This window comes from Tepidimonas sediminis (assembly GCF_007556605.1).
In the GTDB taxonomy this organism is placed as follows: domain Bacteria; phylum Pseudomonadota; class Gammaproteobacteria; order Burkholderiales; family Burkholderiaceae_C; genus Tepidimonas; species Tepidimonas sediminis.
Window position 1 is genome coordinate 1 of the sequence record NZ_VJND01000024.1, and the last position, 11,327, is coordinate 11,327.

Annotated in this window: 14 protein-coding genes; 11 read left to right on the forward strand and 3 right to left on the reverse strand. The window is 72.4% G+C overall.

What is annotated here, in order from left to right; all coding sequences use genetic code 11:
• Positions 1 to 123 precede the first annotated feature (123 nt).
• The 8 genes from Tsedi_RS11890 to Tsedi_RS11925 all read left to right on the forward strand — a co-directional run bounded on the left by Tsedi_RS11890 (position 124) and on the right by Tsedi_RS11925 (position 6,074).
• Complete coding sequence (locus Tsedi_RS11890; protein WP_143896891.1) at positions 124 to 345, forward strand: type II toxin-antitoxin system VapB family antitoxin; 222 nt, start codon at positions 124 to 126, stop codon at positions 343 to 345.
• Entirely contained in the window at positions 335 to 733 is a 399-nt protein-coding gene (locus tag Tsedi_RS11895) for a type II toxin-antitoxin system VapC family toxin (protein ID WP_143896893.1), read from the forward strand. The genes Tsedi_RS11890 and Tsedi_RS11895 overlap by 11 nt, the downstream gene beginning before the upstream one ends.
• Before the next feature lie 53 nt (positions 734 to 786).
• Positions 787 to 2,310, forward strand: coding sequence for a DNA recombination protein RmuC (locus Tsedi_RS11900; RefSeq protein ID WP_246099284.1), 1,524 nt, complete (start codon positions 787 to 789; stop codon positions 2,308 to 2,310).
• A gap of 21 nt (positions 2,311 to 2,331) precedes the next feature.
• Positions 2,332 to 3,282, forward strand: coding sequence for a cation diffusion facilitator family transporter (locus Tsedi_RS11905; RefSeq protein ID WP_143896895.1), 951 nt, complete (start codon positions 2,332 to 2,334; stop codon positions 3,280 to 3,282).
• 81 nt (positions 3,283 to 3,363) lie between these two features.
• Complete coding sequence (locus Tsedi_RS11910) at positions 3,364 to 4,401, forward strand: permease (RefSeq protein WP_221934231.1); 1,038 nt, start codon at positions 3,364 to 3,366, stop codon at positions 4,399 to 4,401.
• A 19-nt stretch (positions 4,402 to 4,420) separates the two neighbouring features.
• Positions 4,421 to 5,389, forward strand: a complete 969-nt coding sequence (locus Tsedi_RS11915; protein ID WP_185970670.1) for an MBL fold metallo-hydrolase — start codon at positions 4,421 to 4,423, stop codon at positions 5,387 to 5,389.
• Between the two features lie 4 nt (positions 5,390 to 5,393).
• On the forward strand, positions 5,394 to 5,630 hold the full coding sequence (locus Tsedi_RS11920; protein ID WP_143896901.1) for a thioredoxin family protein: 237 nt from the start codon (positions 5,394 to 5,396) through the stop codon (positions 5,628 to 5,630).
• A gap of 24 nt (positions 5,631 to 5,654) precedes the next feature.
• Complete coding sequence (locus Tsedi_RS11925) at positions 5,655 to 6,074, forward strand: OsmC family protein (protein ID WP_143896903.1); 420 nt, start codon at positions 5,655 to 5,657, stop codon at positions 6,072 to 6,074.
• Here the strand turns inward: Tsedi_RS11925 and mnmA are convergent.
• A complete protein-coding gene (gene mnmA / locus Tsedi_RS11930; protein ID WP_143896905.1) occupies positions 6,049 to 7,323 on the reverse strand; it encodes a tRNA 2-thiouridine(34) synthase MnmA in 1,275 nt (424 codons plus the stop codon). The genes Tsedi_RS11925 and mnmA overlap by 26 nt on opposite strands.
• Positions 7,324 to 7,400: 77 nt before the next feature.
• Between mnmA and Tsedi_RS11935 the strand changes: the two genes are divergently transcribed.
• Positions 7,401 to 7,703: a type II toxin-antitoxin system HigB family toxin gene (locus Tsedi_RS11935; protein WP_143896907.1), complete on the forward strand. Its 303-nt coding sequence runs from the start codon at positions 7,401 to 7,403 to the stop codon at positions 7,701 to 7,703.
• Positions 7,704 to 7,728: 25 nt separating this feature from the next.
• Positions 7,729 to 8,103, forward strand: a complete 375-nt coding sequence (locus Tsedi_RS11940; protein ID WP_143896909.1) for a helix-turn-helix domain-containing protein — start codon at positions 7,729 to 7,731, stop codon at positions 8,101 to 8,103.
• A gap of 32 nt (positions 8,104 to 8,135) precedes the next feature.
• On the opposite strand, the gene Tsedi_RS11945 is transcribed toward Tsedi_RS11940, so the two are convergent.
• On the reverse strand, positions 8,136 to 9,416 hold the full coding sequence (locus Tsedi_RS11945; protein ID WP_143896911.1) for a glutamate-5-semialdehyde dehydrogenase: 1,281 nt from the start codon (positions 9,414 to 9,416) through the stop codon (positions 8,136 to 8,138).
• 28 nt (positions 9,417 to 9,444) lie between these two features.
• The gene (locus Tsedi_RS11950) at positions 9,445 to 9,933 is read right to left on the reverse strand and encodes a MarR family winged helix-turn-helix transcriptional regulator (protein WP_143896913.1); all 489 of its coding nucleotides are present in this window, start codon (positions 9,931 to 9,933) and stop codon (positions 9,445 to 9,447) included.
• 149 nt (positions 9,934 to 10,082) lie between these two features.
• Here Tsedi_RS11950 and Tsedi_RS11955 point away from each other — a divergent pair, with 149 nt between their 5' ends.
• Entirely contained in the window at positions 10,083 to 11,288 is a 1,206-nt protein-coding gene (locus tag Tsedi_RS11955) for a 3-hydroxybenzoate 6-monooxygenase (RefSeq protein WP_143896915.1), read from the forward strand.
• Positions 11,289 to 11,327 lie beyond the last annotated feature (39 nt).

The window sequence follows — 11,327 nt, forward strand, 5'->3', positions numbered from 1 at the left end:
CCCTCGCTCCGTCAGAACGGGATGTCGTCGTCCATGTCGTCGAAGCCGCCGCCACCCCGGCTCCGGCCGCCAGCGGCTTCGACGACATGGACGACGACATCCCGTTCTGACGGAGCGAGGGCGATGCGCGCCACCATCACCGTCGACGACGCGCTGGTGCGGCAGGCCCTGTCCTTGGCCGACCGCGAGATGGATCAGACCGAACTGTTCCGCGAGGCGATCCAGACCTTCATTCGCGTCCAGGCCGGCAAGCGCCTGGCCGCCCAGGGTGGACAGGCCCCCGACATGTCCGACATCCCGCGGCGGCGGGCTGCGGTGCGGCCGGCTGACCGCCATGACGGCTGAGTCCGGCGCCGGCGTGCTGGTGGATACCAGCGTCTGGGTGGCGCACTTCCGCCACGGTCTGCCGGCGCTGGGTGCCCTGCTGATGCAGGATGCCGTCTGGACGCACCCGTACGTGCTGCTGGAACTGGCGTGCGGGACACCGCCCGCCCCGCGTGAGGCGACGCTGGCCTGGCTGGCCAGCCTGCGCATGGCCCCGGTCGTCGAGCCGGATGCGCTGCTGGCCTTCATCGACGAGCATCGTCTGTTCGGTCAAGGGTGCGGCATGGTGGATGTAGCTTTGCTGGCCTCCGCCCTGCGCGTCCCGGGCTGCCGCCTGTGGACGCTGGACCGGCGGCTGGCGCAGCTCGCGGAGGCGTCGGGGCTGCAGTGGTCGCCGCCGGCGCACTGACCGATGCTCCTGGCGACGTTGGATCGGCAGGCCGGCGTGCGGAGGAAGACGGCGTGAACGATGGGATCGTGATGGCGTGGCTCGCGGCGTTGGCGGGCGTGCTGCTCGGCGCGGTGCTGGCGTGGGCGCTGACCCGCGGCGTGGCGCGGCGCCAGGCCGAGGCCGCGGCCCAGGCCGCGCGCGCCGCGGCGGAGGTGGAGCTGGCGCGGCTGGCCGAGCGGCTGCGTGCCGCCGAGGGCGAGGCCGACGAGCTGCGCCGGCGCTGGCAGGAAGCCTCCGCCGCCGCCGAGCGCCACCGCGAGGCGCTGGACCGCGCCGGTGACGAGGCGGCGCGGCTGCAGGAGCGCGCCGCGCGCGTGCCGGCGCTGGAGGGCGAGCTCGCGCGCGCGCAGCAGGAGCTGCGCCAGCTGCAGGCGCAGCAGGCCGCTCTGCAGACCCGGCTGCACGAGCAGAACGCAGCCTTCGAGGCGCAGCTCAGGCTGCTGCAGGACGCGCGCGGGCAGCTCACCGAGCAGTTCCGCAACCTGGCGCAGGACATCCTGGACGAGCGTGCGCGCCGCTTCGGCGAGCACAGCCAGGCGCAGCTGCAGACGTTGCTGGAGCCGCTGCGCGAGCGGCTGGCGCAGTTCGAGCAGCAGGTGCGCCAGGCCTACCACGACGAGAACAAGGAGCGCGTGGCGCTGCGCACGCAGGTGCAGCATCTGGTCGAGCTCAACCGCCAGCTGACCCAGGAGGCGCACCAGCTGACGCAGGCGCTGCGCGGCTCGGTCAAGGCGCAGGGGCATTGGGGCGAGCTGATCCTGGAGCGGGTGCTGGAGATGAGCGGCCTGCGCCGCGACGTCGAGTACCTGGTGCAGGATGCGCAGGCCCATCCGGAGGACGGGCGGCGCGTGTTGCCGGACGTGACGATCCTGCTGCCGGAGGGGCGGCGGCTGATCGTCGATGCCAAGGTCTCGCTGCTGGCCTACGAGCGCTACGCCAACGCCGAGGACGAGGCCGCGCGCCGCCAGGCGCTGCGGGCGCACGTGGAGTCGCTGCGCGCGCACGTGCGCGGCCTGTCGGAGAAGCGCTACCAGGCGTTGCACGGTGGCGCCGGGCTGGACTTCGTCATCGCCTTCGTGCCGGTGGAGCCGGCCTTCACGTTGGCGGTCGCGCACGAGCCGGGGCTGTTCCAGGAGGCGTGGGAGCGCAACGTGCTGCTGGTCAGCCCCTCCACGCTGCTGTTCGTGCTGCGCACCGTGGCGCACCTGTGGCGCCAGGAGGCGCAGAACCGCAATGCGCAGGACATCGCGCGCCGCGGCGCCGAGCTCTATGACAAGCTGGTCGGCTTCGTCGAGGATTGGACGAAGGTCGGCGAGCGGCTGGAGCAGGCGCAGCAGGCGTACGAGGCCGCGCGCGGCAAGCTCGCGACCGGCCGTGGCAACCTGATTCGCCAGGCCGAGCTGCTGCGCGAGCTCGGCGTCAAGCCGGCCAAGGCGCTCAAGCCGGGGCTGGTGGAAGCCGCGCTGCAGGCCGAGGAGGCCGCGGCGCTGCCGGCCGGGGCGCCCGCGCCGTCCCCGCCACCGGCGGGGGCGTGAGCGGCGCGCTACGATCGCGCCATGCACGGGCATTCCCACGGCCATGCCCACCCGCATGGGCACGACCCCGAGGCGGCGTCGCAGCGCGCCTTCGCGCTCGGCGTCGGGCTCAACCTCGCCTTCGTCGCGGTGGAGGCCGGCTGGGGCTGGCACGTCGGCTCGCTGGCGCTGCTGGCCGATGCCGGCCACAACCTCAGCGACGTCGCCGGCCTGCTGCTGGCCTGGGCCGGGGCGCTGGCGGCGCGCCGGCGGCCCGGCCCGCGCCATACCTACGGCTTCAAGCGCGCCGGGTTGGTGGCCGCGTTCGTCAACGCGCTGCTGCTGCTCGGCGCGATGGCCTGGCTGGCGTGGGAGGCGCTGCAGCGCCTCGGCACGCCGCAGCCGGTGCCGGGCGGCACCGTGATGGCGGTGGCGGCGCTGGGCATCGCCGTCAACACGCTGACGGCGCTGCTGTTCCTGCGCGGCAGCCGCGACGACCTCAACCAGCGCGGCGCCTTCCTGCACATGGCGGCCGACGCGCTGGTGTCGGCCGGCGTGGTGGTGGCCGGGGCGCTGACGTGGTGGCGCGGCTGGACGTGGGTCGACCCCGCCGCCAGTCTCGTCATCGCCATCGTCATCGTGGTCGGCACCTGGGGGTTGCTGACCGAATCGCTGCACCTGCTGTTCGACGGGGTGCCGGCGCATGTGGACCTGGCCGCGGTGCGGGCGCTGCTGCGCGCGCAGCCCGGCGTGCGCGAGGTGCAGGACCTGCACGTCTGGGCCATGGGCACGCGCGAGGTGGCCCTGACCGCGCACCTCATCATGCCCGACGGCGGCGGCGACGACGCCTTCCTGCACGCCGCCGCCGCGGCGCTGCGCGAGCGCTTCGGCATCGGCCACGTGACGCTGCAGGTGCAGCGCGCGGCCTCCAGCGCGGCGTGCGATGCGCCGCCGCCGGCCGCGCCGGGCGGCGCGTCGCATGCGCACGGATAAGACGGCAACAGGGAGCCCCCCCCGGTATATGATTGGGTTTGTCGGGCCGGGTGCCCCTTGCGTCGTGATCGACCGTCCATGATGAACGTTCCAGTCCGATACTGGCCCGTGCGCCATCCGCGGCTGTTCCTGCTGCTGGCCGCGCTGCTGTGGTGGGGGCTTTACCAGAGCCTGGTGCCGCTGTCCGAGGCGCTGGTGGCTGCGCTGCCGGTGGTGCGCGACGACCACCTGGGCCGTGCGCTGCAGTTCTTTTTCTATGACGCCCCCAAGGTCCTGCTGCTGCTGACCGGCGTGGTGTTCGTGATGGGCATGGTCAACACCTGGTTCACGCCGGAGCGCACGCGCGCCCTGCTGGCCGGGCGGCGGGGTGGCTGGGCGAACGTGCTCGCCGCGATGCTGGGCATCGTCACGCCGTTCTGCTCCTGTTCGGCGGTCCCGTTGTTCATCGGCTTCGTGCAGGCGGGGGTGCCGCTCGGGGTGACGTTCTCGTTCCTGGTCGCGGCCCCGATGGTCAACGAGGTGGCGCTGGCGCTGCTGTTCGGGCTGTTTGGCTGGAAGATCGCCGCGCTGTACCTGGGGCTGGGCTTGACGCTGGCCATCGTCGCCGGTTGGGTGCTCGGCGCGCTGCGTCTGGAGCACCAACTGGAAGACTGGGTGCGCGAGATGCCGTCCGTGCAAGCCCACGTGGACGATGGCGGCCTGCCGCTGGCCGAGCGCGTGCGCGCCGGCGGCCAGGCCGTGCGCACCGTCGTCGGCAAGGTTTGGCCCTACGTGCTGGCGGGCATCGCGATCGGCGCGGGCATCCATGGCTGGGTACCGCAGGATCTGATGGCGGCCGTCATGGGCAAGGAGGCCTGGTGGTCGGTGCCGCTGGCCGTGTTGATCGGCGTGCCGATGTACGCCAACGCCGCGGGCGTGCTGCCGATCGTGCAGGCGCTGCTGGCCAAAGGCGCGGCGCTGGGCACCGTGCTGGCGTTCATGATGAGCGTGATCGCCCTGTCGCTGCCGGAGCTGGTGATTCTGCGCAAGGTGCTCAAGCCGCGTCTGATCGCCACCTTCGTGATCGTCGTGGCAGGCGGCATCCTGCTGGTCGGTCAGGTGTTCAATGCCGTCCTGTAACGCACCCACGGAGATATCGATGGCAGGGCAAACACACGGTCGGCACCGCCTGAGCGCATGGGCGGCCCGCGGGGCTGCGGTCGCGCTGGGCCTGGCGCTGGCCATCGCGGCGCGTGCCGCGCAGGCGCTGGAGATCGCCTTCGAGCCGGTGGCCCCGGGCGTGTACGCCTACGTCGGCGACACCGAGGGCCGCACCTACGACAACGAGGCGCTCAACGCCAACCTCGGGCTGGTCGTCACGCCCCAGGGGGCGCTGCTGATCGACAGCGGAGCCACCCGCCAGACGGCGCAACGCATCGAGCAGGCCGCACGGCGGGTCACGTCGCAGCCGATCCGCTGGGTCATCAACACCGGCGGGCAGGACCATCGCTGGTTGGGCAACGGGTACTTCCGGGACCAGGGCGCCGAAATCATCGCCCACGCCAACGCCCGTGCCGACATGCTGGCACGCGGCCCCGAGCACCTGCGCGCGCTGGCCCCGGTGCTGAAGGACAAGCTGGACGGCACCGAGCCGGTGCTGCCGACGCGCTGGCTGACCGAGGCGGACACGCGGCTGGACCTGGGCGGGGTGACCGTGCAGGTGATCCACCGCGGTGGCGGCCACACGCCGGGCGACAGCATGGTCTGGCTGCCGCAGTCGGGGGTGGTCTTCACCGGTGACGTGGTCTACGTCGATCGGGTGCTCGGCATGCACGCGGTCAGCCGCAGCCGGCCGTGGCTGGCCACCTTCGAGGCGCTGGAGGCCCTGCAGCCGCGCGTGGTGGTGCCGGGACACGGCCGGGTCACCACGCTGGCGCAGGCGCGACGCGACACGGGCGACCTGCTGCGTGCGCTGCGGGCGCACATGGGCCGGGCGGTGGCGGACGGGGTGGATCTGGCCACGGCCGTGCGCACGTTCGACACGGCCCCTTTTCGGCATCTGAAGCACGCGGAAGTCTGGCTGCCGCAGCTGGCCAACCGCACCTACCTCGAAATGGAACAGGAGTAACGCCATGAAAAACGTCAAGGTCCTCGGCTCGGGTTGCGCCAACTGCCGAAACACGGTGGCGCTGATCGAGCAGGTGGCGCAGTCGCTGGGGGTTGCCATCCAGGTCGAAAAGGTGGAGGATCTGCGCGCGATCATGGCCCATGGCGTCATGAGCACGCCGGCGGTCGTGGTCGATGGCCAGGTGGTGCACGCCGGGGGCATTCCGACCCGCGACAAGGTCGAGCAGTGGCTGCGCCCCTGAGCCGTGTCCCCGCCGGAGGTGGCCATGTCCGATACCCCCACGCCGCTCACGTTTCAGGTCAGCGCCCGGCGGCTCGATGCGCACGCCAGCCAGGCGCGCTGCAAGCAGGCGGAGCTGGCGATCGACACCGATCTAGCCGGCAACCCGGCCGCCTTCAACCCGGCCGAGCTGCTGCTGGCGGCCTTGGCCGGCTGCATGATCAAAGGCATCGAGCGCGTCGCGCCGATCCTGAAGTTCGAACTGCGCGGCGTGGAGGTGCGCCTGCATGGCGTGCGGCAGGATGTGCCACCACGCATGGCCAGCATCCGTTACGAGATCATCGTGGACACGGACGAGCCGGACCGGCGGCTGGCCCTGCTGCACGACAACGTGCGCAAGTACGGCACCGTGTTCAACACGGTGGCGCCGGGCACGGATCTCAGCGGCGAGCTGCGGCGGGCATGAGAGGCGGGGCCCCCGCGTGCCCGCGACGCGGGTGGGGGCGGTCCGAGGGCCGAGTCGCCAACGCCGGCAGCGGCCGCTCGGTGGCCTCGGCGGCGTGGATGACGCCGCCGCCCAGGCAGACCTCGCCGTCGTACAGCACGGCGCTCTGCCCGGGCGTGACGGCCCACTGCGCCTCGTCGAAGCGCAGCTCGAAGGCGGCCGCGCCGCCCTCCAGCGCCACCAGCGTGCACGGCGCGTCGGCCTGGCGGTAGCGGGTCTTGGCGGCGTAGCGGCCCGGCGCCGGCGGGGCGCCGGCGATCCAGCTCGCGTCGTCGGCGCGCAGCCAGCCCGACTGCAGCCACGGGTGGTCATGCCCCTGCACGGCCCACAGCACGTTGCGCGGCACGTCCTTGCGCGCCACGAACCACGGCGCATGCACGCCGGGCGCGGCCTCGTCGCGCCCGCGCACGCCGCCGATGCCCAGCCCCTGGCGCTGGCCCAGCGTGTAGAAGCTCAGGCCGACGTGGCGGCCGATCTCGCGCCCCTGGTCGTCGACGATCGGCCCCGGCGTGCCGTGCAGGTAGCGCTGCAGGAACTCGCGAAACGGCCGCTCGCCGATGAAGCAGATGCCGGTGGAGTCCTTCTTGCCGGCGTTGGGCAGGCCGATCTCGGCCGCCAGGCGCCGCACCTCGCGCTTGTGCAGGTGCCCGACCGGAAACAGCGCCCGCGCCAGCTGCGCCTGCGTCAGCCGGTGCAGGAAGTAGCTCTGGTCCTTGCCCGCATCCACCCCCTTGAGCAGCTCGTGCCGCACCGCCTCGGCCGGCAGCCGGGCGGCCTCGTCGTCGTCCAGCACGCGGCCGCCCGTGGCCTCCACGGCGCGCACGCGCGCGTAGTGCCCGGTGGCGATTCTTTCCGCCCCCAGCCGCAGCGCGTGGTCCAGGAAGGCCTTGAACTTGATCTCCGCGTTGCACAGGATGTCGGGGTTGGGCGTGCGGCCGGCCTCGTACTCGCGCAGGAACGCCGCGAACACCCGGTCCTTGTACTCGGCGGCGAAGTTGACGTGCTCGACGTCGATGCCGATCACGTCGGCGACGCTGGCCGCATCCAGCCAGTCCTGCCGGCTGGAGCAGTATTCACTGTCGTCGTCGTCCTCCCAGTTTTTCATGAACAGGCCGACGACCTCGTGCCCCTGCCGCTTCAGCAGCCAGGCGCTGACCGCGGAGTCCACCCCGCCCGACAGCCCCACCACGACGCGATGCTTGCGTGCCATGGCGGGATTATCCGTGCGCGCCGGCCCGGGGCAGTCAAGCCCGGCTTTTGATCCCATGTTGGGACTATACTGCGGCCATGCGCATCGTCGCCGTCTCCGCCCTGCGCGACTTCTGGCAGCGCCACCCTGACGCTGAGCAGCCGCTGCGCGCGTGGGTCGAAGAAGTCAAGGCGGCCGACTGGGCGCAACCGGCCGACATCAAGGCGCGCTACCGCCACGCCAGCATCCTGAAGAACCGCCGCGTGGTGTTCAACATCAAAGGCAACGACTACCGGCTCGTGGTGGCCGTGGCCTACCGGATGCGCATCGTCTACGTCAAGTTCATCGGCACACATGCGCAGTACGACGCCATCGACGCCGAGACCCACGAGCCGGACTGAACGACCCGACGCACGGAAGGACGCCATGGAGATCCACCCCATCCGCACCGAAGCCGACTACCGCGCCGCCCTGCGTGCGATCGACGCCCTGATGGCCGAGGACCCCGAACCGGACAGCCCGGCTGGCGCTCGGCTGGACGCGCTGGTGACGCTGGTGCAGGCGTACGAGGCGCGCCATCACCCGATCGACCCACCCGATCCGGTGGAGGCGATCAAGTTCCGCATGGAGCAGGCCGGGCTGACGGCGCGCGACCTGGAGCCGCTGATCGGCCGGCGCCACCGGGTCTACGAGATCCTCAACCGCAAGCGCGCGCTGACGTTGCCGATGATCCGGCGGCTGCACCGCGGGCTGGGCATCCCGGCCGAGGCGCTGATCGCCGAGCCGACGCCGGCACCCTGAGCGGCACGCTCGTCTGGGTGCCCGCGGCGCGCTCAGCCCCGCACCTCACCCTCGCCGAGCACCACGTACTTCAGCGAGGTCAGCCCCGCCACGCCCACCGGGCCGCGGGCGTGGAACTTGTCGGTGGAGATGCCGATCTCCGCGCCCAGCCCGTACTCGAAGCCGTCGGCAAAGCGGGTGCTCGCGTTGACCATCACGCTGCTGGAATCGACCTCGCGCAAAAAGCGCTGCGCGTGCCGATGGTCGGTGGTCAGGATCGCGTCGGTGTGGTGGCTGCCGTAGCGGTTGATCCAGTCGATCGCCTCGTCCAGCCCGGCCACCACCTTGACGCTGATGATCGGCGCCAGGTACTCCTCGTACCAGTCCTGCTCGGTGGCGTCCTTCACCACCGCGCCCGGCACGCCGGCCAGCAGCGCCTTGGCCTCGGGGCAGCAGCGCATCTCCACCCCCTTGGCGGCGAACACCGCGCCGATGCGCGGCAGGAAGGCCGCCGCCACCCCGCGCGCCACCAGCAGGCTCTCGGTGGCGTTGCAGGGGCTGTACTTCTGCGTCTTGGCGTTGTCGGTGACGCGCACGGCCATCTCGAGGTCGCACGGGTCGTCCACGTAGGTGTGGCAGTTGCCGTCCAGGTGCTTGATGACCGGAACCTTGGCCTCGCGGCTGATGCGCTCGATCAGGCCCTTGCCGCCGCGCGGGATGATGACGTCCACGTACTCGGGCATCGCGATCAGGCGGCCCACCGCCTCGCGGTCGGTGGTGGGCACGAGCTGCACCGCCTCGCGCGGCAGGCCGGCTTGCTCCAGCGCCTGCTGCACGAGCTGCGCCAGCGCCCGGTTGCTGTCGATGGCCTCCGAGCCGCCGCGCAGGATGCAGGCGTTGCCGCTCTTGATCGAGAGGCTCGCCGCCTCGATGGTGACGTTGGGGCGGCTCTCGTAGATCATGCCGAAGACGCCGATGGGCACGCGCATCTGGCCGACGCGGATGCCGCTGGGCTGCTGCTGCAGGCCGATGATCTCGCCGATGAGGTCAGGCATGGCGGCGAGCTGCTCGCAGCCCTGCGCGCAGGTCTCGATCACCTTGGGCGTGAGCTTCAGGCGGTCCACCATCGGGTCGCTGAGGCCCGCCTCGCGCGCGCGCGCCACGTCCAGCGCGTTGGCCTGCAGCAGCGCGTCGGTCTGCGCGCGCAGGGTCGCGGCCAGCGCGCGCAGGGCCGTGTTCTTGGCGGCGGCGCTGGCGCGCGCCATCGCGCGCGCGGCGGTGCGGGCCTGCCGGCCCAGGGTGTTCATCAGCTCGTTCAGCTCGGCGGTGCTCATGGGGGCGGATTGTCGCACCGCCGCCGTCTCAGCGACCGCGCGGGCGCGGGCGCGGTGGTCCGGCGGGCGCGCGGCTGTGCGGGTTGTTGTGCTGCACCAGCCGCTGCAGCAGCTGCATGCACAGCGCCTGCTCCTCGGCGCTGAGCGGCTCCAGGATGCGCGCCTGCGCGCGCCGCATCGCCGGCACCGCCTGCGCCAGCAGCGCCGTGCCGGCCTCGGTCAGCGTCAGGCGGCGCGCGCGCCGGTCGGCCGGGTCGGGCTCGCGGCGCAGCCAGCCGCGGCCCTGCAGCCGCTCCACCACGCCGGCGGTGGTGGATGTGTCCTGCGTGATGCGGCTGGCCAGCGTGCGCTGGTCGATGCCGGGCTCGTTGTGCACCGCCTGCAGTGCCGCGTACTGCACCGGTGTCAGGCCCAGCGCCGCCGTCTCCTGCAGGAAGATGCCCACCGCGATCTGGTGCAGTCGACGGATCAGGTGACCCGGCTGGGCGTTGAGGTCGATGGTCGGGGCGGCGGCCATGGGGGCGATTGTCCGGCCGGCGCGGCGGCGGATGACACCGGCTGAGGGTAAACCCTGATGGTCCGGTGTGGTCATGTCGCTACACTAATCATCAGTACACTTATCATTGCCCGCGCGGCAACCCTTCCCTTCAAGCAGGAGTCCACCCCATGTCCCGTGATGCATCTTCCCAGCCGGTGCTGGTGGCCGGCGGCGGCATCGGCGGCCTGGCCGCCGCGCTGGCGCTGAGCCGCCAGGGCCATGACGTGCTGGTGTTCGAGCAGGCCGCGCAGATCGGCGAGATCGGCGCCGGCATCCAGCTCGGCCCCAACGCCTTCGCGGCGCTGGACGCGCTGGGCGTCGGCGAGGCCGCGCGCCGCCGCGCCGTCCACATCGACGAGCTGGTCATGCACGACGCGGTCGACGCTTCGCTGGTGGGGCGCGTGCCCACCGGTGCGGCGTTCCGCGCCCGCTTCGGCAACCCCTACGCGGTGATCCACCGCGTCGACGTGCACACCTCGCTGCTGGAGGGGGTCCAGGCCAGCGAGCGCGTGCGCTTCCACACCGGCACCCGCATCGTGCGCGTGGAGCAGGACGACGACGGCGTGACGGTGGAGGACCAGCAGGGCCGGCGCTGGCGCGGCCAGGCGCTCATCGGCGCCGATGGCGTGCGCTCGGTGGTGCGGGCGCAGTACGTCGGCGATCCGGCGCGCGTCACCGGCCACGTCGTCTACCGCGCCGTGGTCGACGCGCACGAATTCCCGGACGACCTCAAGTGGAACGCCGCCAGCCTGTGGGCCGGCCCGAACTGCCACCTGGTGCACTACCCGCTGCGCGGCGGCGCGCAGTACAACGTGGTGGTCACCTTCCACAGCCGCCAGCCCGAGGAGTGGGGCGTCACCGAGGGCAGCCGCGAGGAGGTGCAGAGCTACTTCCAGGACATCCACCCGCGGCCGCGCCAGCTCATCGACCTGCCCAGGAGCTGGAAGCGCTGGGCCACCGCCGACCGCGAGCCGATCGCGCAGTGGAGCTTCGGCCGCGTCACGCTGCTGGGCGACGCCGCCCACCCCACCACGCAGTACATGGCGCAGGGCGCCTGCATGGCGCTGGAGGACGCCGTCACGCTGGGCGAGGCGCTGCGCGTGCACGGCGGCGACTGGGGCCGCGCGCTGGATCTCTACCAGCGCTCGCGCGTGGCGCGCACCGCGCGCATCGTGCTGTCCAGCCGCGAGATGGGCCGCCTCTACCACGCCAAGGGCGTGGAGCGGCTGGTGCGCAACGAGCTCTGGAAGGGCCGCAGCCCCGAGCGCTTCTACGACGCGCTGGAGTGGCTGTACGGCTGGACCGTGGAGCGCTGCCTCGCCAGCCCCGCCTGACCCCTTCCCCGTCCGCCGTGCATCCGGCATCCGCCGCCC